This window comes from Acinetobacter sp. V116_7, from assembly GCF_056735735.1.
Genome location: NZ_JBWZIF010000011.1, coordinates 207,744 through 233,125 on the forward strand (window position 1 = coordinate 207,744; position 25,382 = coordinate 233,125).

Sequence of the window (25,382 nt, forward strand, 5' to 3'; positions counted from 1 at the left end):
TAGTAATACTTAATAATAAACCAATAAGACCCGCATCAATAAAATGAGTAACTCTATTTAAATCATATAAAAACTCATACATCTGGACCATATAACTTTTAGAAACTGGATGTATTAGATAAAGTCTACAGCTCTTAATCTATCCTCGATTTATCACGAATGATCTATTAATTAACGCTTAGATTTTGAGGACTAACATGCGCCTACATTTTATTGTTCATGAAGATTTTGAAGCACCCGGTGCATATGAAATATGGGCTCAATATAATGACTTCAAAATTACATATTCAAGAGTGTTTTTAAATGAAGCTTTGCCATCTTCTGCTGAAGATATAGATTTCCTTATTGTGATGGGTGGTCCACAAGATCCAGATACGACACTAGAGATGTGCCCTCACTTTAATTCATTAGCTGAACAATCAATCATTAAAAAAGCGATTGAAGCAAATAAAGTAGTTATCGGGGTATGTTTAGGATCTCAATTGATAGGTCAAGCTTTAGGGGCCAAATTTGAGCATAGCCCTGAAAGAGAAATTGGCAAATTTCCAATTATGCTTACAGAATATGGCTTAACAAACTCTAAGTTTTCACACTTAGGAAAAATGACCGAAGTTGGGCATTGGCATAATGATATGCCGGGTTTAACTCCCAACGCAAAAATCATCGCTTTTAGTGCAGGTTGTCCAAGACAAATTATTGAATATTCAAAATTAGTGTATGGACTGCAATGTCACATGGAATTAACGTCAGAAGTCGTTGAATTGCTGATTCAACACTCAGAAGCCGAGTTAAATCAGGCTCACCATTATAAATTCGTGAATAGTCGTGAAGAATTACGAAATCACGATTACCAAGAGATGAATCAAAACCTCTTTATTTTTCTGGATAAACTGAAAGAAGAATACTCAAAACAACATTAAAAAAATGAGTGTAAAAAGCCTTCTTAAGTTGGCTTTTACACTCACCTATAGATCTTATTATTGACTAGATGATCAAATTCACTCAAAATTCAATCTCCAAAAAAATCAACTTTAATGTTACAATACAGTGATTTACTCAATTTCAATTGGACTTCAAAAGAAATGAATAGATTGTTATTAATTTTTTTATCTTTAAATATTAGTCTTTTTTCTCCCGTAGCTTTTTCTGAAACAAACACATTTCAAATGAAACAAGAATATACCCCTCCTAACTTTAATCAGCATAAGAGCATGCTTGCAGTAAACGCAAATTCTCAAGAACATAAATTTAATGGGCAACCAAAAGATTTTTCTAATTCTGGCACCAATCATCAAAATGTAGATTTTTTTGAAATTGCAAAACAATATCAAGAAAAGGAAACTAAGCCTTCTTACTCCGCTGAAGAAACAGTCAATATGAGTAATCATGAGCGTAGTCTTTACTACATTAGAAATCATGATAATGTTGGCATTCAAAGAGAAATTAATGGTCAGCAGTTTAAGTCGCTAAAACAACAGCGCGATAAAGGCATGATTTCGAATGATGTATATAAAGAAAAGGTCTACAAAATCTTAAGCCAACCTTCTATTAGATAAGTTAAAAGCCCTCGCAAGAGGGCTTTTTGAATATTACTTAGCAGCTTGTGGCGTATTTCTAAAACTAATGGCCATACGGTTATATGCATTCATCAAGCTAATAGCTATTGTCAAATCAACCAGTTCTTTTTCATTAAATACAGAATGAGCTAGTTGATAAACATCATCAGGTACTCCCGTAGTAGAGACTTTAGTTACTGACTCAGCCCAAGCTAAAGCCGCTCTCTCCTTTTCATCAAAAAGATGACCACCTTCTTGCCAAGCCTGAACTAAAGCTAGTTTCTCGATGGCAACACCTTTTTTGATTAAGTCTCTTGTATGCATGTCCAAACAATATGCACAATTATTAATTTGCGATATCCGTAGATAAACCAACTCTACTAATTCTGTCGGTAAACCGCTTTGCATTACATAGCTATAGACACCGCCTAGAGCTTTCACACCTGCTGGAGTGACCTGATTATAATCAATACGTTGGGCCATAATAAACACCTATTCACTTTCAATTATTTTATTGGGGCAACTAATTCTTTATCATCAGTATCTACAACAAATACTGCCAATAACTTTGCTGGTTTGGTCTTACTCACATTGCGACTAATAGAATGAACTGCTCCTGGCTCTTCAAACCAGCTCTGACCTGCTTGATAAATTTTTGGCTTCTCATTATTCACTTTAGACTCAATACTCCCCTCAACCACATAGGCATATATAAAAGATGATTTCGCATGGGTATGAGGAATAGAAGCACCACCAGGTGGATAATCGACTTCTAAAGCAATAAGCGACTTACCCGGAATATTGGGAATTGTATGCTCAAAATTAGGCTTAACTTTTTCCACTGGCTCATGTGCCATAGACGGTGCAATACATGCAAGCATTAAACCTAAGCCTAAAAAGAATCTTTTTTTGATCATTTCCATTCAAATTAAACCTACATAAAGATAGGGAGTTGTTTTTATTTTATAGATCCGTAGTATAAATTCATGAACCAAAAATGCATTAAAAGGCTGTACCACGAATGTACCAGCAGCTCAAAATTAATTTAGATCGCAAATTAAAAACACCATTAGCAGAACAAATACGCCTTGGAATTGAACAAGCCATTATTTCTGGAACGCTACAACTGGGTGATCGTTTACCCTCATGGATCGATTTAGCTAGTCAACTCGGTGTATCTAGAGGTACTGTAAAAGTTGCATATGAAAGACTTGCCGATGGTCAATTTATCATTGCGTCTAGATCGCAAGGTACACGGGTTGCCTACCAAGCAGTTAAGCCAATCTCTACTCAAGAAGCTCATAAAAATAGTTCGTTTACACAGATGTATTTAGATATGACATCTATACATGGCATTTTTCAGTTAGGTGTTCCCTCAAAAGAAATCTTTCCTGCAAAGTTATTTTCAAAAATTAGATCAAGTTCTGTGCGTAATGAGTCAAGTGGGTGGCCAAGCTACCCTGACGCTCGGGGTGAATATGTTCTTCGCCGAGAAATTGCTGCTTATTTAGCTTTATCGAGAGGAATTCAATGTACTGCTGACCAAGTATTTATTACTTCTGGTTTCTCTGGTGGGTTGGGTCTTACATTACATGTTCTGGGATTAAGTGGGGAAAAGGCATGGGTTGAAGATCCGGGTTTCCCATTTTCCAAACATGCACTTGAGGTTGGAAGAATGCAAACATGTCCAATTCCGGTTGATAAAGATGGGATAGATGTTGAGTTTGCAATAAAAAATGTACCGGATGCATCCCTTGCATTAGTCACGCCGGGACAGCAGGCACCCTTAGGAATGTCTCTTTCTTTGGCCAGACGATTGAAGTTACTTGATTGGGCTAACCAGAATGGAAGCTGGATTATTGAAGATGATTATTTAGGAGAATTACAATTAGATGGCCGAGCAGCACCTGCCTTATTTTCATTAGATACTGCAGGAAGAGTTATTCATTTGGGAAGCTTTAGTAAAACGATCAGCCCCAAATTGCGAATTGGATTTGCAGTGGTGCCTTTTCACATGATTAATCATTTTGCAGAAACGACAGCAACATTAGCACCAGCTCCGTCTCCATCTTTACAACTTTCAATTCAAGAGTTTATGCATGAGGGACATTTTTTAAGACATTTAAGACGAACAAAAAGAACTTATAATGCTCAGCGCGATGAATTAATAAAGTGCTTAAAAAGCTTTAATTTGCAAACATATACGGCTGGCTTATCAGTTCTTATTAACTTACCGTCCTCGTTATCTGATCAAAAAATTGCTAATGAAGCATTAGCTTTCAATCTGGCTCCCTCTCCATTATCACTCTGGTATCAAGACCCTAAAAATGCTGTTTCAGGTTTAATGCTAGGAGTTGCAACATCGCCCATATCAAAGGTAAATCAGTCCTGTGAAAAGTTAGTGGAAATCATCGAACAACATAAAGTTCAGTCATAAAAATCTTTAAAGTTTAATTGCACAGTCAATATGACTTTTTACACTAATTTTTATTCGTATGAAGTCGTACTTTAATATGATTCATCTCATAGTTTTATTTGGAAAAATGGGCTTCTAACTTTTTTATTTTAATCAAGATTTTTTACTTTTTATCATAATACTTTTTGTACCAAATGGTTTACAATTAGGACTAATATCATTGGTTTTCAAATAGATTTTTTTACCCACTACTAAAAAAGCCTTATTAATCAATTTAAATGTAAATAAGCCATTAGCAGAGGAACTAAATGGATTATCATCAAGAGTTAATTGAAAATGGTTTATCAGCTACCTCTTCGCGTGTTGCTATTTTCCGTTTTTTACATGAGAACGATAAAGGAATAACTGCAGAAGAAATATATCTGTTATCCCAAAAGAAAAACCTAAAAATTAGTCTAGCCACTACATATCGTACTTTAGCGGAACTTGAACATAGAAAATTAATTAAAAGAGTTGTTTTGGGTAAAAGTAATAGAGGAATTTATAGACTAGCCTCTAATAAAATTAGTTTAAATCTGATTAATACAAAAACAGGGAAATCTCATCCTTTCGAATATGATGAAAAAGTAGAAGAATTATTAGAGTGTTTATTGAAAAAAATTGATGAAAAAGCATTAAATATTGAAGTAAATGTTTATAAGTAGCGTATTAAATAATTACGCTACTTAAGCACTTTTGTTGTTATTTAAACCTCAGCCCACTTACGAATTAAGTTGTGATAAGTATTTGTTAAGTTCAAAACTTCTTTATGATCATCGCCTAGTTGCATACGTAAGTTTTGAATAGCTTGATCTAGATTAAATAACATATGTCGATCTGCGTCATCACGAATCATGCTCTGTACCCAGAAAAAAGATGCTATACGACAGCCTGAAGTAATAGCAGTCACTTCATGTAGACTAGTAGATGGATACAAAATCATATCACCAGCAGGCAATTTAATTTCGTGATATCCGTAAGTATCTTCAACTACGAGTTCCCCACCGTCATATTCTTCTGGCTCGCTTAAAAAAACCGTACAAGATAAATCTGTTCTTAAACGCTGATTACTACCACGTATTAGCCGTATTGAATTATCTACATGAAAGCCGAAAGACTCATGATTTTCATAGCGATTAAATAAAGGCGGTATGATATTCAGTGGAATTGCAGCAGATAGGAATAATGGATGTTTTCCTAAAGCATCAAGAATAATATTACTCAGTTGATGGGTTAAAGGATGATCTTCAGACAATTGTTGATTATGTTTTACTGTAGCTGAAAGTGTACCAGCAGTGACTTTCCCATTCACCCACTCTACCTTGTCCATTTCTTGACGGAAAAACTGGACTTGCTCTTTACTAAGTACATTAGGAATATGGTGAATCACGGCGATACCTTTAAAAATAGCTTTAATTAATAAAATAGCCTCAAATTGAGGCTATTTTAGATTACTTTTTTAGACTAATAAATTTTTAAACTTATTAGTATTTAAAGTTAACTGATAATACTGCACTACGTCCTTCTGCTTCAGTCGCATAGTGTGAAGCATACGCTTTAGTAAAGTAACGCTTATCAGAAAGGTTATTTAAGTTAAGTTGCAAATTAACATTCTTGTTAACGTCATAACGAGCCATTGCATCATAGCGAACATATGATGGAACCCATTTTGTATTAGCTGCATCACCATATACTTTGTCAGCATAGAAAGCGCCAGCACCCACAGTAACTTGTGGCAATACTTTATATGTAGTCCATAAAGTTGCTGAGTTTTTAGGTACGTTTGGAAGTTGCTTACCTTTAGCTGCATTTTCAGGAGTACACACACCAGCACGACTACAACTTGGTCCTGGATCAGTATTTTCACTATCTAAGTAGGTGTAGCCTGCACTCATAGCCCATTTATCAGTGATATTACCATTTGCTGAAAGTTCAATACCATCAACTTTACTGTCACCGCCATTTGTATAAGTACTTGAGTCTACTTGGATACGTGTATTTTGTTTCTCTGTACGGAAAATGGCAGCAGTCAAATTAAGTTTTTCGTTTAAAACATTCCACTTTGTACCAAGTTCAATGGTTTGGCTTTCTTCTGGCTTAAGGTCCATATAAGCCTGTCCAATAGACTCAGACCCATCACCACCATCTACACCTACAGGGTTTGCTGAAGTTGCATAACTCGCATAGATACTGCCGTTTTCAGTAGGTTTAAAGGTGATGCCAGCATTGTAAGTAATAAAATCTTTATTACTTTCAATTTTTGCGCCAGTCGCATTTGTTACTTGCTCTGTATCAAACTTATCCCAACGAAGGCCTAGATCCAATAACCATTGAGGATTAAATTCAATATTATCTAATAGATAAACCCCAGTCGTTTTAGTTTTAGTTGTAGTCGTTGCTTTATTCGCGATACGGTCCCCTAGCCATACATCTTTAGAATTAGGGTTTGTTAATGAAGTACACCAAGCATCGTTTATAGCACAATCACTATTAAAACCACCTGTTGTAGAACCCGCATAACCTGGGTATGTAGTTGAATAACTACCTTTATCTGACTCTTGATCGCTGTATTCTGCACCAACATTGAAACTATGCTTGATAGCTCCAGTATTAAACTTACCTCTTAAAGATAATTGATCGGTAAAGATATCAGTGTCTGTAATTCGAGAGTTAATACGACGCCAAACTTTGCCGTTTGCCACATTACCTTTTGAATCATCTGGTTGAGTCCAAAGATAATCATTTTTTGATTTACTGTAGAGCAAAGTATTACTAAGCGTAAGATTTTCATTTAAATCATGTTCTACTTTAAAAGTACCAATATGATTTTCTTGTTTTTGGAAATCACGACCTTTTAAGCCATAGTAAATACCTTGTTTAACATCAACAGGTTTACCAACAGTAGCCTTTTTAGTTGTATCGTAATTATATGGAACACCTGAATCCGGAGTGTCATCAGATCTTAAATAGTAATAACTTAAAGTTGCACGTGTTGGTGTATCTAATCCAAATGTAATGCTAGGCGCGATACCTACACGCTTGTATTCAGCACCATCACTTTGACCCGCTTTTTCATTTTTGTGCCCCATTAAGACAACGCGAGCAGCCGTACCATTACCAAAGTCTTTATTACCATCTAAGGTAATACGTTGGTAGTTATCCGTACCTGCTTGAACAGAGCCCTCTAAAGAGTCACCTTTTTTAGCCACTTTAGAAATCATGTTGATGCTACCACCAACAGAACCTGCACCACCCATAGAAGAAGCAGAACCTTTAGTCACTTCAACTTGATCAATAGCAAACATTTCACGGTTTTGTGATGATGAGTTACGAATACCATCAACATACATTGAACTTTCTGAGTTGTAACCACGAATAAATGGTCGATCTCCATTCGGGTTACCGCCTTCACCTGCACCTAAGGTAATTCCTGGCACAGTACGAAGTGCATCACTTAATGTATTTACTTTCGTATCTTCAATAAGTTGTTTTGAAATTACTGAAACTGATTTTGGAGTATTTAATAGAGGTGCTACGAATTTAGAATTAGCAGATTGATCAACTTTAAGGCTTTGTGCAACTTCTGCGTCTGCTTGAACATGAATTAATGGAAGTGGTACAGAATTTTCCTGAGCAGCCATTGCTGTTGTAGCTACAATTGATAATGAAGAGGCTATTGCTGATTTAGCAATCTTCTTGCGAGACTTAATAAATTCCATATGTATTTTGTGTGTTCATGTAAATATTAGCGCGAATAATAATGATTATTGATTAATAAAACAATAATTTAATATAAAAATCCTATAACAAATGTTCAATAAAAATTAATAATTTATTGATTTTTATTAAAAATATTTATTAAATTATTTCCCTTTTCACACAAATGTCTTTTAAAGTCAACTTATTACTGACTTATCCATATCACGATAGCAACAACCAACTTTTGTGTACCTTAGTATGTTTATACTTATTGTGTCTTTAAACAGAAGTTGTACGCTGCTCTACACATGAAAATTTCCCTTTTATTAACATCCTTGTCTAGTTAGATCTTTATTGCTTGTATCTAAATCATTAGCAGTAATTTGAATTTTCTAATAATTCTAATTTTTTAGAAATTGTTTAAAATTCCGAGAAAAAACATAAACCAATTTATAAAATTTTGTTACTTTTTCGCTATAATGATTATAATTATCGTTTAGGATGTCGATACATCAACATGGACCGCTCAACCCCTCTTTCACTCCCAAATTTCAAGTTCAAAGTTTCTACGCTAAGCTATGCAATCGGACTGGCTTGTACTTATTTAGCACTTCCTGCACATGCCGAAGATACAACGACCAGTGCTTTACCGACCATCACCATTAAGGCTCAAGGTAACTGGTTAGAAGAAGCAAATGCTGAAACTGTTCACAAACATGCTGGCGCTCGAACTATTGTTGACCGCAAGCGTTTAGATGAAACAGCAGCAACCTCAATTCGAGAAGCTCTAAAACAAGTTCCCGGAGTTCAGGCGCAAGACAGTAGTGGAACAGGTGGTAGTGATGTGTCTCTCAATATTGGGGTTCGTGGTTTAGCATCTCGCCTATCACCTCGCTCAACTGTTCTTGTTGATGGTGTTCCGCTTTCATTTGCACCTTATGGCCAGCCACAATTATCTTTAGCACCTGTTTCAATTGGTAATATTGAGTCAGTTGACGTAGTGCGTGGTGCAGGATCTGTCCGTTTTGGGCCTCAAAACGTAGGCGGAATTATTAACTTTGCGACCCGATCAATTCCTCAAGATTTTAGTGGAACTGTTAGCCTAACTTCAGAATACGCATCTGGCACTGACCAAGTAAAGTTCAGCCCTAATCTATTTATAGGGGGAACTTTAGACAATGGATTAGGCCTTGCTCTCTTGTATTCAGGGACTAAAGGAAATAATTATCGAGAAGCAAATAACAAGATTGATATCGATGATGTAATGTTAAAGTCTGCTTATCAATTTAATGATAAAGATTCAGTTGCTTTAAATCTGCATCATTATGAAGGTCGAGGCGAAATGCCAGAGGGTTTAACTCAAGCCCAATATGCAGAAAATCCTTATCAATCTTCTGGTGAAAAAAACTATTTTGCAGGTCGACGTACTGATGTCTCTTTACGTTATAACCATAAAGATGAAAAAAATAACTTCGAAGTTCTGAGCTATTATATTGATTCTTTCCGCACAAGTAATCTTGAGACCGTGTTAGCGAGTGGTGACAAGCGCCTCGACTCTGCTCCACGTGATTATAAAGTCTATGCAATTGAACCGCGTTACTCTCGTATTTATCAACTAGGTAATACTCAAAATGAAGTAACGGTAGGCTATCGCTACTTAAAAGAAGAAAGTTCTGAGTTTGCTGGACGTACTGCATCTTATGCAGCAGATTCATCAGCTCCAGATTTTGCCCCACGTAGCAGCAGCGAAGGTGGTACAAAAGCGCATGCGGTATATATCGACAACCGTATGGAACTGGGCCGTTGGACCATCACACCGGGCGTTCGATTCGAATCAATTGAAACCTATAATAACTTCACCGGTTATAACAAAGGACAACCTAATACTGTTTATCCAAAAATTGATTCAGACGAATTTTTGCCAAGTTTATCTGTGATGTACTCGGCAAATGAAAATTGGAATATATTTGCAAACGCTGGTGTATCTTTCGGTCCACAGCAATACAGCCAATTAGCACGTCTTGAAGGAACAACCGCAACGGCAACAACCGAAGGCTTACATCCTGAAAAATCGAATAACTATGAAATTGGAACCAAATATCTAGGCAATGGTTTAAATGCTGAATTTACAGTGTTCTATCTAGACTTTGATAAAGAGCTTTCTCTAGTACGTGATGCTGGTAATAACGGGATCTGGACAGATTTAGGGGCAACCAGCCATAAAGGTATCGAAACGGGTATTAGCTATGATTTCGGTCAATTAACAGATGCATTAGAAGGCTTAAAAGTATACGGCAACTATACTTTCACCAAAGCAGTAGCTGAAGCTGGTCAGTTTAAAGATAAAGACCTACCATTTTACTCACGTCATGTCGGTAATGTTGGGTTAGGTTATACCGTGGATAAATGGTCTTTAAATGCTGACATGTTTGCGCAGTCTAAGCAGCATTCACCAGATCTTCCTGATAGTAATGTCTATCAAACAGAAGAAACTGCTGATGGTAAATATGGAGATATTCCGGGTTATACCACTTTTGCGCTACGTACCTCTTATGACTTAAGTTCACAAGTTAAAGGTTTAAAAATTGCTGGCGGAATCAAAAACGTCTTTGATAAGCAATATTTTACGCGCTCAACAGACTCTACTGGCGGCAAATATGTAGGACTGCCACGTACTTTCTATCTACAAACCTCTTTTGACTTCTAAAACCCAATTAAATTGAACAAAAAGCCCTCTTCGGAGGGCTTTTCTTTAAGCATTAAAGTCTTCGCCAATTTAAGTAAGCATCGACATAAAATATTCTAATAACTTATCTCTTTCATCGATCTTATTTGCACTTAAAAGTTGAACCATTGCCCCATCAATCACGAATAAAAACATGTAGGCGTCTTCAAGTGTAGCGGTAACTTTTACGGTTAAAATCAGCTTATAAATTTCTTTAATGAACCAATTTCGATAGTCACTAACGACCTTATAGGCGGTGGGATAAAGTTTTTCAATTTCAAAAATGGCTTTAAACTGCAAATGGTAAAACCCGTCTAAATCAGCGTGTAAAAAGAAAATTTTCTTTAACTTATCGAAAACCATAAGTTCACGGTACGAATGGATAATGGAAAACACCTCATCTTTTAACGCATCTTTTTGAAAAGTCAGACACATCTCAATAAGTTTTTCTTTAGATGAAAAGCAGTTATAAAAAGTGGCTTTGGGTATTTTAGCATCGCTAACAATTCGGTCTACACCGACATTATTAAAGCCATATTGATTAAATAAATTTCTTGCCGCGTGCAGCCCTCGCAGTGCTTTAAATGATGCTTCTAAAGTTGGCATAGACATACCGTTTAAAATAATTTTTTGTTGTATATAAATGAGATAAAAATGCCGTCACTCTTAAATTGAGTGCTAAAAACAGGCACATCAAGGCAGCACAAATCCTGCCTTACATATCTCAGGCTTTATTGTTGATATGATTTTTTAGTCGTAATGTTCTAAAGGTTAAAACCTATAGTCGATTAAACTGCTTTAAATGCAAGTGAGGTATAGACGTAAAGATTTTGGCAAGGACTGCCAATGAGAGAGATGAAATAGTACGCATGAGCGAACTCCTAGATGAAATAGAAGTTCTGCCAAATCACTGCTAAATGATTATGGTGGCAGAACGAAGAAGGGTTAGCAGACCAGTCATCTAGGAACCGGCACGCCCGAGGGCGTCCCTCCTCCGTCCTACCGCTACGAAGGGAGACGAACGAGTTCGACACCAAAAAATTACTTTTTTGATGTCCTAGATGAAAACGGTCTGCTAAAACCGACTGGCAATGTGGCCAGCAGGCAAAGGATAATCGGAGAGATTTTGGGTGTCAATGTGATATTGAGTGGAAAATGGTTAAATAATTATTGTTTTTCATTCTCTTAACTTAATTTTATTTAATGTCATACATAAAGCTTTTTTATCGGCCTCTTTAAGTTGAGGATGCTGTACAGACCACATATAGCTACAGCTATGAGGTGCTTTGTTATTATTTTTCTTGAGTTCATAGGTAATATTTTTTAAAAGCTCAGTATTTAGTGTACTAATTTTTAAACGTACTTCGGCTAAATCTTGTGGTTTCCAATTAGTTTCTGGACTCGACAACCAATCTGCACGATATCGGTATTGAATGGCCTTGGCAACATTCATTTGAGTCACAATAAATGGCTTAACTGTTTCACTATTTAGGCCAAAAGATTCCGCTTCTGAAAGTGATTGATCAAGAACTTTCTTTTCTTGAGTTAAATCTTCAATCGGTAAATGCTGTTCTGCTTTATAACCCGCGACATCTTTCATATAAGATAAACGCTCGTTAATTAAACGAGCAGTTTGATCATATTGATATGCTTGCGCTAATGAAGAAACACACATGAAAGCTGCCAACGTACAAACCACTTTAACAGCTGGCTGAGCACTCTTAATTTTTGTCATGTAAATACCTATCGAAATTATTGTTCTGTCGTCATTCCAGATCAGTACTGTATTTTAACAACATGCGAAAGTAAAATTTCAAGATAGGCTGAGTTCTTGGCTCCATGCCGAATTAGGCTGCTGATAGATGTGTTGGCACACTTGCTTAACAGATGAAATAAAATGCTGGCTCTGTCCATCCCATTTTTCAACCATGCAATAGCTAATATGAATGCCTTTAGGATGAAACTCTCTTGCTAATGACTGCGCTAAAGCACGAATACCTGCAAACATGCTTTGGCTTAACACATCGTAATGGGTCGAGTTGTTAAATGGTGCGCCAAGAAAAATAACAGTGCCCCGCTGCTGCTTTAACATCGGCTTAATCACAGCTTGCGCTACACTTACTGCACTTAAACCTGTGGTCTGCCAATTGTGCTCAATCTCTTCTAAAGATAAAGCCTCAATATTTGGCGAAGATGAAAAGTTCGGCTGAAACACACAGAGTTCAATTGTATGTCTTTGATTGGAAATATAACGCACCAAGCTTTTTAAATGATCTGCATTTACTAAGTTCAAATGAACTGCTGTCACGCCATCGTTGATGGAGTGAACTTGGATTTTTTGCACAGCTGAATCATGTACAACCTGATAAAGATGTAATGGAAATTGTGCGTTTTTATCTAGAATTACAAAATCACGCTCGATTAGGTGTAAATCATGACCAGCAACGACAACACAGCCCTGCTTTTTTTGAAATCTCTGACATATTTTTTTTAGCATTTTAGTCTCTCTCAAAATTTTTCTTGGTAAGGGCGTAAATCGAGTTCATGTGTCCAAAGCTTCGGCGTTTGTTGATAAAGCATCCAATAGTTTTCTGCAATTGCATCAATATTGAGGCCACCCGTGCCACGTGTAAGGCGGGCTAACCGCCCCAGACCAAATAATGCTTTATTTACTCTATCGCCATCGACCATTCCATCAATAATCACATGAGCAATATGTATGCCTTGTGATTTATAGATTTGAGCTAGATTGAGTGCATAAGCCCGCAAAGCAGATTTACCCATGGTAAAAGCTGCAAAAAAAGGTTTCCCGCGCAAAGAAGCGCTCGCTCCTGTAAAAATAAGTGTACCGTGGTTTTGATCTTTAAAGATTTTCAGACAACTTTGAGAAACTAAATAAGCCGATAAAAAAGTGGATTGCCACATTTGCGTAAAAAACGACAGCGGACTTCTTAAAAAGATTGAGGGAATATTTCCCCCCACATTATGAATGACAGCAGTAATGCGCTCATTTTGACTGGTGATTGTGTCAAATAAAGCTTGTACCTGCTTTATATCTTCTGCATCCAAACGGAACGCTACAGCGTCCCCACCTTTCGAATGAATTTCGGCAGCCACTGCTTCAATTTTCTGGAAAGTGCGCCCAGCGACATAAACTTTTAAACCTTCTTTTGCAAAACGATGGCAGACGGCTGCGCCAATACCTTGTGATGCCCCAACGCCAATAACAACTGCACAATCTAATTTTTTATCTGATGTTGCTAATGTCATGGTCATTTCACCCTGTTTGTTTTTTATACCATAAAGCAATAAACGGACGATCCAAAATTTCTTTACCAAATTTTTTGCTTGTGCGAACCACTTCACCAAGTTGAGCGACCACAGCAATGTCGGCAATTGTCTGAGAGTCTCCAACTAACCATTCACTTTGCGATAAAACTTGTTCGATACGGTCGAGGTGCCTTATAAACTCTGCTTCAACATTTTCAGCTTTCATTCGGCCTAAACCTTGAAAGAAAAGCTGTGTTTTTAACTCGGCTAAAATAAATCCTTTTACCATTGGTCTTTCATACGCTGGGCGGCCAATACTGCTAATGCGAATTGCTTCTTCTAGCGCATCTGGGTCATTTACACGTAAATAGACTTCATAAAAATAGAGAGCTTCATCTGCCCAGTCTTCCCACAACTCTGCAAGTGCCTTTTGATTTGGATCTTCTGGATAAAGCCGTGGTGTATCTGGGTAAGTTTCTTCTAGGTAGCGAGCAATTCGGGTACTGTCTTGTATTCGCTGTCCATTATGGTCAATTACAGGTACTTTACCCACTTTACTGAGCAAAGGGACCTTAGCTCCCAGAATGCCGTTATAGTTAACTGTTTCAAATGAGATTCCTTTAAATTTCAAAATTCTTGAAACTTTCTGACAAAATGGGGAAATTTCCCATTGATGCAAAATAATATCCGACATTTGTTCACCTTTATTTTAATTGCCTGTTTTACTTACTAGTTCTTTTTTAGAACTAACCAATAAATATACAGAATGTATTTTTAAGTCAAACTGTTTTTGATGACGAATAAGTTTTAAAATTCCAAAATTAATTGATTTATATCGTTTTATGTTTAGCCATTTTAATGAATATAATTGAAATTACGCGGAACCATACGACTAAAATAGAACCGCGTATATTTGATAAATTAATAAGTCACTGTCACAACAACACTATCAGAATAGCTTCCTGGTGTACTTGCAATGGAAGTACCTTGCGGAATTTTTCCATAGACAGGTGTGCTTTGAGCGCTACCTGTTCCCGTACCAGATACTCCCCCTGCTCCCCCAACATTGGTTACGCCACCTGTAGCATCCCATACCGCACTATAGTTAGAGTCTTTATATAACTGATAGGGAATATATTCATTATTACCATTAGTCATACGCCGGAATCCACCAGCAATACGGTTGTTTCCATCTCCTAAATAAATGCTATATGGCGTTCCATAATTACAGGTCGAATTTACTGCTCCTTGCGCTGTGTAATCCCGCTTAGTCGTACTAATATCATTAATATTGCTGAAATCTACTGTTGAGGTTGAGTTTAATTGGCACATACTTGGTACCACAAAGTTCGCTGTTAAAGTTACATTTCCAGAGTCCCAGCTGAGTAAATCACCTAAACATAACACCGCTAAAAGATCCATATCCCAAAATAGTTGAACCGTAGCTGTATAGGTTCCTTTAGGGTAGGCAATGAGTGACCCCGTTCGAGCTGGTACTTTCACATTTACTGAGTAGCTAAGAATATTATTTGAAGCAAGTGTTACCACTGGACCATACCAAACATTGGAGGTTTGGTTGGTGGTAGAAGAACCTGCTCCACCTACAGTTGCAGTGACCGTATATGGTAAAGTCACACTATTATTCGCAGTAGTTGCTCCTGTAAATACTGTCTTCATACACATAAATGGAGATATCTGAGGTATTATTCCTCCATTCGTACAAGTAATTGTTCCTGAAAGGTTTACAGTTGCATCACTATTAATATTTGCTGCTGTGTAGGTAAACGTATTATTTGTGGTTCCAGCTACCGTACAAGCAGCATGTGCTGGACTAAAAAATGCATAAACAAGATAAAATAAGCAAATACCTATAAAGTATTTTAAAGACAATGAAAATTTCTTATAGCTCTCTATTTGAGCCTTATTCATAATATTTAATGACATACATAAGGTCCCAATTTTTTAGTTGAGTACTGATTACTGTTATATGTGAAGTCAACTTGGCATGAACCATGATCCAGAAGATCGACTTCAAGCTTGTTTTGCTTTAATAGGTTTGGAATAAATACTTCACCGTCGTAGCCAACTACACCATCTTGCTGACGATTAATTCGAACCGTATAGCCCGGTAATAAAGGTGAATTATTCTGGTCAACAAGTTTCACTAATCCAGAAATGACCTGATGAGCACCAAAGTCAATAAGACCACCTTGGCGATAACCTACAACTGTTTTCTGATCTGTAGACTTCACGCTCCAATTCAAAGGCAGATACGATGGATCTAAATAAATATGGTTCTCTCTATATGGCATGAGGCTTGGAATAAGAAACCTTCCAGATTTATCTGTTGTTCCTAGATTTACTCCACCATTTAAAATTTGGCTTTGTGGCCCAGCATTGGTCACAACTGCGTAGCCGTCTCCAATTTCATTGGCCGCAAAAATCCGACCTGCTGCCGCAACCAATGATCCTGTCGCTGAAACTGCAACTTGGTCATTATCTCCAATTCGGTTATATCGACCTGTCAGATAAGCTGCCCGAGCTCGGTAAGAGCCATAAATTGAAGCATTATTCTCTTGCGCATCCTGATCACGTTCAACATAGCCACCCCATCCAAATGAACCGATTTGAGGTTCTGATAAACCGAATAATTCTTGGCGATACCTTAGACTGCCGTTGTCACTAGAAACACTCGTAATCGCATTAACTCGGGTAGATGGTGTATAGCGCAGCGCAAAGTAAATGCCATAGTCTTTTTGATTTTCATAATCTTTATAAGCTGATGCATAAAAGCCCCAGTTATTGTTCAGAGTTCCGCTTAAATTGGCAGATACTAATTTATTAGCATTGTCGCTATATTTGATCTGGTTATAACCCAGATAGGCGCTATAGCCTTCGTAAAAGTTATAGCTCATCCCTGCCCTAAAAATCTCATCTGCCAATGCACTGTAGCTCAGGTAGTTCTGCGGCTCAGAAGTTATCTGGTTATCTTTTAAATATCGAACTTGAGACACACGGGCAAGGTCAAAGTAGTTATCAAATACTTTGCGGTAACTGGTATTAAACGAAATATTCTTACTAATGCGTCCTTCTAATCCAAGCAAAGCAGAATAACCGTTTTCATCTTTATACTGGCTCGCTGCGATGTCAGCATTAATCACCCCAAAGCCAAATAGGTTCTTGGCAAAACCAGTGCCCAGGTTCGATAAACCATCTGTCGAAGCCTCTGCGCCACCACTTAAGGTCAGCGAGTTGCTGTAACCATATCGAATCGCACCCGAAGCAAAAGTGGCATCATCATAATCGTTTGAATATAGTCCATAGTTATAGCGTGGAACCCCAACATCTACTGAAAATTCATTAATACCTTTTGCCAGAATTTTTGATGAAAAATAGTAAGCCTGTTTAGTAATGCTCTGCTGACCCGTTGCATCAGTAGTCACAAGAGTCACTTCATTGCCTGAAATAAATGGGAGCTGCTTAATGTCAAATGGACCTGATGGCACAAGCCCTGAATAAATCTTTTGTTGGTTAACGTATAAATCTAGTGTTGAAGGAAGTGCTGCCGAGCCTGAAAATTGCGGCAGTGCCGAGGTGACAAGATCACCTCGTTGAGTATAAGCACTCGACCACTGGAAACCCGCCAAACGTACACTATTCCCCCAATCAGAACTATTGGAAATAAAATCCCCTAAGGTATATATCCTGACTTTTTCAGGATCTACATATTGCCACTTACTTTCTAAGCGCACCCATTTTTCATGGCTATAACTCGTTTCATTACTACCGTTGTATAAAACGCCCGAAGAAAAGTTACCAATTGCGCTGTTAAAAATCCCTTCTGCCGAACCTGAGAAAACATTCTCGTCATTGGTTATAGTGTTATACAGGCTGTAGTTCAGAATAGCCGCATTTAAGGGCTTCATTTTCAGCAAATGAGGGCTGGTGACCTTCTGGCCGCTTAAATCAACTGAGTAACCAGTTAACATGCTCGATGGAACTTGTAAATTTAGAGCCTGTTCATTCTCTAAATATTTAAACTGGATTCCTTTTAGCTCGTTAATACACACCCATTGGCTATCAGGAAGCTGCTCATCTATTTTTAGTCTTAAAGTTTTTAACACACCTGAACGGATAAATAACTTTCCATCCTTAGATTGCTTCGCAGCAACTAAGTCTTCAGATGCATTAGAATTAATAGAAACATTTAAAAATAATTTAATGAAATTAACATCTTGATCCTGCTCATTCGTCTCTAATTGTGTATATTTATTATTGCTACCAACTGATTTAGGAACACTAGGAACCGCAGTATTCGTATAATCTTGTAACTGTTCGGCAAAAGAATACGCAGGAAAATACGTAACACATAAGACACCTATAATGTATTTCATATAAGCCTCTTAAAGTGTGGTTTTCTTACCGTTAACTGTCAGAGATACACTGTATTTATGATTTGGCTGATAGGTAAAGTTACTAATCGAGTAGCTTCGTGCCTGCTCCGCAAGAATATAACCATTTACGGTATTTACTTTAATCGGGTAACTTTTATTCGCTGTTGTATCAACAAGCATTAAATTATTTAAGAGCGCATGTCGGTTTCCAATATTACTAATATTTAAAGAAGGCGCTTCCTGATTTGTATCAATTTTCCAATTTAGTTTAGTGATTGCATCTCTATTGACTACAAATACGGGTAATGATGAGCGAAGTAATACATTTACGCCCTGAGCAGCTTTACGGCTATCTATTGGTTTTGGTAATTCATCAATAATAATACGATAGGTTTTTTCACCAGAAATAGGTGTTGGATTAATTCTGACTACACGTAAGTTATACGAATCATTAGACTGTAATTTTAAAAATGGTGGGCTAATGGCAATCTCATCTGTAGGTGTTAACTGATCTTGTCCATTTTTTTGAGTCCATTCAAATACGCGAATCTGCAAATCAGTACTTTCATTTGACTGATTAAATAAACTAATTGATGAAGCATTTTGATTACTTAATATTTCTACATTCACAGGCGAAAGACGGATTGTCGCGGCGTTAATAGAGCTAGATAAAGATAAGAATAATCCCGTAATAATAAAAATATTTTTTTTCATAATTTGCTCAAATATAACTTTTTTAATGTATTAGCCCTTTTAAAAGGGCTAATGTATTTTTAATTTATACAAATTAATAAGTTACCGTTACAGTTACACTATCAACATAGCTACCAGCACTTGGTAAAGTTGTGCCGGCAGGAATACGGCCATAAACATTCACTGTTTGAACATTACCAGTTGCAGTTCCACTATAGGCAGTTGTTGCAATACCGATTGCTGTGGCACGTCCTGTGTCAGAGAAAAGGTTGTAAGGGATATATTCGTTGCTAGTTGCACCACCAATCATGCGACGTTGAGTTGATAAAACATTCTGACCACCATCAAATGACAAAGTCCATGGCACAGTATTATTACAAAGAACTTTAATTGAGGTACCACCTGTTGTTGTGGTATCTGCATCGACATTGCTAGTAAGTGAACTTAATGTACCAAAGTCTAAAACTGCATTTGTTGTCGTTCCGGTTGCAGAAGTATTTAAGACACAACTATTCGTTACGGTTGCCTTAACAGTTAATGTACCTGTTGCTGTAGCTGCATTTGCTGCATTGAGGGAAAATACCCCTACAGCAATGAGTGATAAATGAAAAAAAGTCTTTTTCATAGTTAAAACCTTTTAAATGAAATTGTTAAAAGTAATAGATATAAAAAATTTGCCACTTATTCTTACAATCATTTCTATTTAAGGGCTCCTTATAAAGCTTATTTTTTTATCCTATTTTAAATATAATACACAAAAACAATTAAAATGCATGTTCACGTTATTATTTTTATTTCCAATCTATAAAACAAATTTACCTAAACTTATTCTATGGATACAAAAAACAATAATTACAAAACATAAATATATGATTTAACTAAATTTAATAAAATTATTAGATAAAATATTAAATTAAATTTAAATAAATATTACAGAATCGAGCTCACCTTAAAAAATTAGATATTATTTCTTAATTTATTTATTTTTATATTATTTATCTCTTTAATTTTCATTTTATATTATTTCTTAAAGATCCATCTTCAAAAAATATTAAGTTTTATAATTTATAAAACAATAAAATGATACAACTTAGAGCTACAGATGAACTACAACAAGGATATTTTTGTTTATTTAAAACGTTGAATAACTATTACATATATAAAAAAGTAAAGGCCTCTTACGAGACCTTTATTAAGTATTTTTAAATAATTAAACGCTTAACATACTATTTAAAGTTTCAGAAACGTTTTTCGATTTCACTTTAGGCTGTAATGCTTGTAAAGCCTGTTGCACTTGAGTACGTTGCGGTTCAGCAAGTGTGTACCAACGCGACAATACCTGTAACAGACGTGAACCTAAAATTGGGTTCTTTTCATCTAGATATTGTGCAAGGTTAATAAAGTGAGCTACACCAAAGCCCCAAGTATTTTCAGGGTTATTTGACAACCCTCCACTCACCGCACGAATACGGTTTGGCGTTGTTAAATCATAGTCAGGATGTTGAGTCAGGTACTCGATTGTTTCTGCTGTCGCATTTGGGTTTGCTGCCTGAATCATGAACCATTGATCTAAAGACAAGGCTTCATCTTTAAAGCGGTCATAGAAATCAGCAAGTGCATCTTGAGCTTGAGGCGCATTTTGCCAAACCAATACACGTAACGCCCCTAAGCGTTCAGACATATTACCTGTGTTTTGATATTGCACGTGTGCAAGTTCAAATGCAGTTTGGTCACCCTGACGAGCCATCATCATCAGCATAATGTTCTTTAACGCACGCACACCCATTGCCAAAGAAAATTCTTTTTGCAAGTCTGGGTCAAGCGTAAGGTAAGTATCTTTCCAGAATGAACCCAGCTCTTGTGCTAAACGATTCAGCAAGGCTTCACGTTTGACATGAATATCGGATGGTGCATAGTTCTGATCGATACGACTACCTAAATAACCTTCACTTGGCACATCAAATAAACGCGATGCTAAAAGCGGGTCACGACCAACTAGCTCAGGTAAAGTGCTTTGAATAGCTTGAATGTACGCATCGGCAGAATGGTCTTCTAGCAAGATACGTTCAAGCAAGGTTTGTGTGGCTTGCCATTGGTTAAAACCATTCGTTTCGTGCTGAATTAAGAATGCTAATTCTTCATCGGTATAATCAAATACAAGATTTACAGGAGCTGAGAAATTACGCAGTAGCGACACCACTGGTTGCTCAGTCACGCCAGTAAATTCAATGCTTGCCTCAGCTTGGTCAAACAAGTACACGCCATCTTTAACATCGTTTACGAATAGGCTGTCACTGTGCAATGTATATTGCTCACCTGTTTTAGCATTAAATAGCGCCAAAGCTACAGGAATCGGAACAGCTCTTAAATTTGGGTATTTAGGATGTGCTTTCAGACTTTGTTTAAAGCTTAAACGGTAAGTTTGTGCTACTGCATCATATTCACCTTTTGCTTCAAGCTTTGGTGTACCTGGTTGATTATACCAAGTTAAGAATGCAGATAAATCTACACCTGAACCCGCAGTTAAAGCAGCAACCCAATCTTCTACAGTTACAGCCTGCCCATCATGACGGCGGAAATACTCATCAGTTCCTTGACGGTATTTTTCTTTGCCCAGTAAAGTCGACATCATGCGATTAATTTCCGCACCTTTTTCATAAACAGTTGCTGTATAGAAGTTATTAATTTCGACAAAGTGGTCTGGACGTGGCGGATGCGACAATGGACCTGCATCTTCAGGGAACTGATGAGATTTAAGCACAGCGACATCATCAATACGTTGAACCGCAGCAGATTGTAAATCTTCTGAGAAAGATTGATCACGGAATACCGTTAAGCCTTCTTTTAAACAAAGTTGGAACCAGTCACGGCAAGTAATACGGTTCCCTGTCCAGTTATGGAAATATTCATGGGCAATCACAGACTGCACACGCATAATCGCTGCGTCGGTTGTATATTCTTCGTCGGCAAGTACACATGACGTGTTAAAGATATTTAAACCTTTATTTTCCATTGCACCCATGTTGAATTGGCTTACCGCAACAATCATATAGTTGTCGAGGTCATAGGCACGGCCATAGTGTTCTTCATCCCAACGCATAGAATGCTTTAATGCTTCCATCGCGATATGGCATTTTGGAATATCTTTCTCAATCGCATAGATTTCCAAAGCAACATCGCGCCCTTCAGACGTCGTATAACGATCTTTAAGTACAGCTAAATCACCAATGACACAAGCAAACAAATAGCTTGGTTTTTTAGTCGGGTCTTGCCAGATGGCAAAGTGGCGGTTTTCGCCAACTTCACCTGTTTCTAGCAAATTACCATTGGCAAGTAACACTGGATATTTTTTGTCTGCTTCTACACGTGTAGTAAAGACTGAAAGTACGTCTGGACGGTCTGGATAGAACGTAATTTTGCGGAAACCTTCAGGTTCGTTTTGGGTTACAAACAACTCATCGGCTTTATATAAACCTTCTAATTGAGTATTGGTTTCAGGATGAATAATGACCTGTATTTGTAAAATGACTTCAGCTGGTGCGTTAGTGATCACCAATTGCTCACTATCGAGTGAATATTGTGCAGAAGTCAAAATTTGTCCATTTAACTGAACAGATTGCAACTCAAGATCACGACCAAGTAAAACCAGATCGCCCTCAGTTTGGCGCTTCATCACCAACGTTGAATCAACAATCGTTTTATCATCATATACTTGAATATCAAGATTAATTGATTCAACTAAAAACGCAGGTTTTTGATAATCTTTTAAATAAACTGTTTGATCTGCCTGAACTGGAGGCTGCGCCGCAATATTCATCTTTATTCCTTATATACTCGTCTAAAACGGCAGTATGAGTCGCCATGAAATATCATAAGCCAAGTCATACATACTGTATTTGCTTACCTTTATAAAATTAATGGGACTTCATTGATACATTTCAAATTAGAATCGGGTTTTATTAGCACAGATTAGACCAAATTTACGATAATCGTTGTTTATATAAGCAATCTATACAATAAAAATAAAACACCTTTAGCTTTTAACATTTTTTAGAGTCAGCTTACATTTTGGGCATGGTTCTTGCCTATTTAAATAGACCAATATGGGTATTTCAATAAGAGCAAGAGGTGTCAATATGGAATTAAAAGCACATTTTCATCGTTTAGAAAATATTAAAGCGATTCATGATTTACACGCAGCTGGACTCGATCACCATGTGATTGCGGTGTTCTTAACTGCGGAAGGTATTTCTATGACCACTCAGGAGGTTAGCTCCATTGTGAATACTTACGATGCACTAGGCAAAGTAAAATTACCAAGTAAAAAAGTACAGGCACTCATTAATGCCAAAAAACTTGGACAGAATGATGAGAACTTGCCGTGCCCTGTTTAATCAACAATTTAACTCGAGATGAAGACCTAAAATTCCCACATAGATTTTAGGTCTTTTTATTTTAACAACAAACGGAACTCGCAATCTCAGCCATATACAGTACGGCTGTGTATAATAGCCCCCATCATTTTTTATTTTATGTTCGGAGCAAAATGGCCTTACAAATTCTACAGAAACAACTGGATGAAAGTAGCCATTGTCCTCTCTGCCAAGCTTCAATGTACTGGGTAGATGCCGAGCAATTTGAACAAGACATTCAATTTCATGAATGCAGTCATTGTCAGCACCGCATATTTAAAGATGAAAAAATGACGTGCCACTGTGAGACATGCACAAAACAACGGAAAAAGCTTTTACAGCAAACCCGTTTACAAGAACAACGTCAATTTAAATCAAAAGAACAGCCACAACGCAGTCTGGAACAGCTCAGCTTCTTACATAAACTTTTCTTGCTGAGTCTTTTAGATGAATATGCACGTGAAGAAATCACTCATGATGAATATATTCATTGGGACAAAATTAAATATCATCACATCACCCCTAACTGGATGTTTCAGAGCTATTTAATTAAACAGCTACATAAAGATGGCATTTTGAATGCAAATGATCAAACTGAAGATCCACAGTGTTTTTATTTAAATATTCGTTTAGATGGCTACAGCGATCCAAGTTTATTTAGTGTGGCTCAACAACTGCGGAACTGGTTTTATGAAAATTTAAGTTACGGCGTTCCCTTTCGTAGTGCAGATGAAGTTAAAGATGTACTTTTTCAGGTGCTCTATCAAGAAATTATTCAGTTCATGCAATTTTATTGTCGAACTTGGGGCATCCAGATTGCTGGGAATTCAAATTTCCAAAGCTTTTGCTACCGCTTAATGGAATCATTGGCGATTGGACAGATCTATTATCTAATTCAGACGGCACTCGAATACCTTTATAAACAAAAAGCATTGCAGCCTCGCAATGATAAATTTATTAACACCAATTTATTAAAGAAAACATTAGAGCAATATCGTGAGAGAGCCTTAACTGAAAAGTGGGAAACCTCCATGCTGCCTCGTCCTCATAATATTCCCTATAGTAAAATGAGTTATATTTTGCTTAACCGTTTCTTAGGTTATGACGAACAGATATTTGTACAACCTGTATGGAAAGCATGGCGCAAAATTGAACCACGTTTAAATTTTTATTCTGTCAAACGTTGTATGCATTGTGGTTCAAATGATTTAACCGTTGATTATGATGCGGCAGATTATGTTTCTTTGATTTGCCAAAAATGTAAGCATCAGGACCACTATTTTACCCACTAAATCTATATCACTTTAGCTTACTAGGGATAATAATATGACATCGACATCTAGTTTGATTGAACAGGTCATTGAAGCTTGGCAAAGCATGCAGGCAAAAACGCCTCTTGTGCAATGTATTACCAATAGCGTTGCAGCTAACTATACAGCCAATGTGTTACTCGCTTCTGGTGCTTCACCTGCGATGATTGATAATCCTTATGAAGCAGAAAGTTTTACCAAAATTTCATCGGCTTTAAGCATTAATTTAGGCACCCCAACTTCAGAGCAAATGCAGGCCATGCAAATCTCTGCAAAAACAGCACAGCTTAATAACATTCCATGGGTACTTGATCCGGTGGGCTATGGGCCAGTTTTAGCTTGGCGCAGTCAAATGACAGATGAGCTTCTACAGTTTAAGCCGAGTGTTATTCGTGGTAATGCTTCAGAAATCAGTACACTTGCAGGTAATCAAGTTCAATCTAAAGGTGTTGATAGTACCCTAAGCAGTGATGATGCCTATCGACAAGCTTACGCGCTATTAGCACATACCGACTGTATCGCAATTTCAGGTGAGTCAGATTACATTTTATCTAAAGAACTCGATGTCGTTATCCAAGTTAACGGTGGCAGCCCCTTACAACCCAAAATTACAGCAACTGGTTGTGCTTTAGGTGCATTAATTGCTGCATATAGTGCGGTAACGACTCCAACCATTGCAGCGCTTTCGGCCCATGTACATTTTGCAATTGCAGGTAAACTTGCTGCCAATCAGGCACAAACCATGGGAAGTTTTAGTACCATTTTTATGGACTATATCCATATGTTAGATGATAACCTGATTGAGCAATATGCAAATATAAAGCTATTAGGTTTAAAGGCATAACCGCAAGTTATGCCTTTATCCAAC

The 25,382-nt window shown here is 37.1% G+C and carries 22 protein-coding genes; 8 read left to right on the plus strand and 14 right to left on the minus strand.

Annotated features, from left to right (window positions below; genetic code table 11):
* The first annotated feature begins 197 nt into the window (after window positions 1-197).
* A complete protein-coding gene (locus AC1PJP_RS01730; RefSeq protein WP_479766417.1) occupies window positions 198-920 on the plus strand; it encodes a type 1 glutamine amidotransferase in 723 nt (240 codons plus the stop codon).
* A gap of 114 nt (window positions 921-1,034) precedes the next feature.
* Entirely contained in the window at window positions 1,035-1,556 is a 522-nt protein-coding gene (locus AC1PJP_RS01735) for a hypothetical protein (RefSeq protein ID WP_322904811.1), read from the plus strand.
* A 33-nt stretch (window positions 1,557-1,589) separates the two neighbouring features.
* On the opposite strand, the gene AC1PJP_RS01740 is transcribed toward AC1PJP_RS01735, so the two are convergent.
* On the minus strand, window positions 1,590-2,039 hold the full coding sequence (locus tag AC1PJP_RS01740; RefSeq protein WP_479766418.1) for a carboxymuconolactone decarboxylase family protein: 450 nt from the start codon (window positions 2,037-2,039) through the stop codon (window positions 1,590-1,592).
* A gap of 23 nt (window positions 2,040-2,062) precedes the next feature.
* Entirely contained in the window at window positions 2,063-2,479 is a 417-nt protein-coding gene (locus AC1PJP_RS01745) for a cupin domain-containing protein (protein WP_479766419.1), read from the minus strand.
* A gap of 98 nt (window positions 2,480-2,577) precedes the next feature.
* Here AC1PJP_RS01745 and pdxR point away from each other — a divergent pair, with 98 nt between their 5' ends.
* Together pdxR and AC1PJP_RS01755 are read left to right on the plus strand one after the other, a co-directional pair.
* Window positions 2,578-3,993 (plus strand): MocR-like pyridoxine biosynthesis transcription factor PdxR, encoded by a 1,416-nt coding sequence (gene pdxR / locus AC1PJP_RS01750; protein ID WP_479766420.1) that lies wholly within the window; start codon window positions 2,578-2,580, stop codon window positions 3,991-3,993.
* A 287-nt stretch (window positions 3,994-4,280) separates the two neighbouring features.
* On the plus strand, window positions 4,281-4,676 hold the full coding sequence (locus AC1PJP_RS01755) for a Fur family transcriptional regulator (RefSeq protein WP_416706705.1): 396 nt from the start codon (window positions 4,281-4,283) through the stop codon (window positions 4,674-4,676).
* Window positions 4,677-4,717: 41 nt separating this feature from the next.
* Here the strand turns inward: AC1PJP_RS01755 and AC1PJP_RS01760 are convergent, their stop codons facing one another.
* Window positions 4,718-5,401: a Fe2+-dependent dioxygenase gene (locus AC1PJP_RS01760; RefSeq protein WP_479766421.1), complete on the minus strand. Its 684-nt coding sequence runs from the start codon at window positions 5,399-5,401 to the stop codon at window positions 4,718-4,720.
* A 94-nt stretch (window positions 5,402-5,495) separates the two neighbouring features.
* Window positions 5,496-7,730 carry a TonB-dependent receptor gene (locus AC1PJP_RS01765; RefSeq protein WP_479766422.1) on the minus strand — a complete coding sequence of 745 codons (2,235 nt, stop codon included), beginning with the start codon at window positions 7,728-7,730 and terminating at the stop codon, window positions 5,496-5,498.
* A 497-nt stretch (window positions 7,731-8,227) separates the two neighbouring features.
* On the opposite strand from AC1PJP_RS01765, the gene AC1PJP_RS01770 reads away from it, so the two are divergent.
* A complete protein-coding gene (locus AC1PJP_RS01770) occupies window positions 8,228-10,417 on the plus strand; it encodes a TonB-dependent receptor family protein (protein ID WP_311083745.1) in 2,190 nt (729 codons plus the stop codon).
* A gap of 69 nt (window positions 10,418-10,486) precedes the next feature.
* Here AC1PJP_RS01770 and AC1PJP_RS01775 read toward each other — a convergent pair whose 3' ends face one another.
* The 10 genes from AC1PJP_RS01775 to pepN form a co-directional block, all read right to left on the minus strand.
* Window positions 10,487-11,041 carry a TetR/AcrR family transcriptional regulator gene (locus AC1PJP_RS01775; protein WP_479766423.1) on the minus strand — a complete coding sequence of 185 codons (555 nt, stop codon included), beginning with the start codon at window positions 11,039-11,041 and terminating at the stop codon, window positions 10,487-10,489.
* Between the two features lie 571 nt (window positions 11,042-11,612).
* Window positions 11,613-12,170, minus strand: a complete 558-nt coding sequence (locus AC1PJP_RS01780; protein ID WP_479766424.1) for a chorismate mutase — start codon at window positions 12,168-12,170, stop codon at window positions 11,613-11,615.
* Between the two features lie 78 nt (window positions 12,171-12,248).
* Window positions 12,249-12,932 carry an SDR family NAD(P)-dependent oxidoreductase gene (locus tag AC1PJP_RS01785; RefSeq protein ID WP_479766425.1) on the minus strand — a complete coding sequence of 228 codons (684 nt, stop codon included), beginning with the start codon at window positions 12,930-12,932 and terminating at the stop codon, window positions 12,249-12,251.
* A gap of 11 nt (window positions 12,933-12,943) precedes the next feature.
* On the minus strand, window positions 12,944-13,705 hold the full coding sequence (locus AC1PJP_RS01790) for an SDR family NAD(P)-dependent oxidoreductase (protein WP_416684281.1): 762 nt from the start codon (window positions 13,703-13,705) through the stop codon (window positions 12,944-12,946).
* A gap of 7 nt (window positions 13,706-13,712) precedes the next feature.
* Window positions 13,713-14,399 carry a glutathione S-transferase family protein gene (locus tag AC1PJP_RS01795; protein WP_192454050.1) on the minus strand — a complete coding sequence of 229 codons (687 nt, stop codon included), beginning with the start codon at window positions 14,397-14,399 and terminating at the stop codon, window positions 13,713-13,715.
* A gap of 227 nt (window positions 14,400-14,626) precedes the next feature.
* A complete protein-coding gene (locus AC1PJP_RS01800) occupies window positions 14,627-15,649 on the minus strand; it encodes a Csu type fimbrial protein (RefSeq protein WP_151768637.1) in 1,023 nt (340 codons plus the stop codon).
* On the minus strand, window positions 15,640-18,099 hold the full coding sequence (locus tag AC1PJP_RS01805) for a fimbria/pilus outer membrane usher protein (protein WP_479766426.1): 2,460 nt from the start codon (window positions 18,097-18,099) through the stop codon (window positions 15,640-15,642). Before AC1PJP_RS01805 ends, AC1PJP_RS01800 begins: the two co-directional genes overlap by 10 nt.
* Window positions 18,100-18,108: 9 nt before the next feature.
* Entirely contained in the window at window positions 18,109-18,813 is a 705-nt protein-coding gene (locus tag AC1PJP_RS01810) for a fimbrial biogenesis chaperone (protein WP_479766427.1), read from the minus strand.
* A 73-nt stretch (window positions 18,814-18,886) separates the two neighbouring features.
* Window positions 18,887-19,417 (minus strand): Csu type fimbrial protein, encoded by a 531-nt coding sequence (locus tag AC1PJP_RS01815; RefSeq protein ID WP_192454053.1) that lies wholly within the window; start codon window positions 19,415-19,417, stop codon window positions 18,887-18,889.
* 585 nt (window positions 19,418-20,002) lie between these two features.
* Window positions 20,003-22,609, minus strand: a complete 2,607-nt coding sequence (gene pepN / locus AC1PJP_RS01820; protein ID WP_479766428.1) for an aminopeptidase N — start codon at window positions 22,607-22,609, stop codon at window positions 20,003-20,005.
* A 319-nt stretch (window positions 22,610-22,928) separates the two neighbouring features.
* Between pepN and AC1PJP_RS01825 the strand changes: the two genes are divergently transcribed.
* From AC1PJP_RS01825 to thiM, 3 genes are all read left to right on the plus strand, one after another.
* Window positions 22,929-23,186, plus strand: a complete 258-nt coding sequence (locus tag AC1PJP_RS01825; RefSeq protein ID WP_013197392.1) for a hypothetical protein — start codon at window positions 22,929-22,931, stop codon at window positions 23,184-23,186.
* 152 nt (window positions 23,187-23,338) lie between these two features.
* Window positions 23,339-24,496: a hypothetical protein gene (locus AC1PJP_RS01830; protein WP_199944433.1), complete on the plus strand. Its 1,158-nt coding sequence runs from the start codon at window positions 23,339-23,341 to the stop codon at window positions 24,494-24,496.
* 34 nt (window positions 24,497-24,530) lie between these two features.
* Entirely contained in the window at window positions 24,531-25,358 is an 828-nt protein-coding gene (thiM, locus tag AC1PJP_RS01835; protein WP_479754161.1) for a hydroxyethylthiazole kinase, read from the plus strand.
* Window positions 25,359-25,382 lie beyond the last annotated feature (24 nt).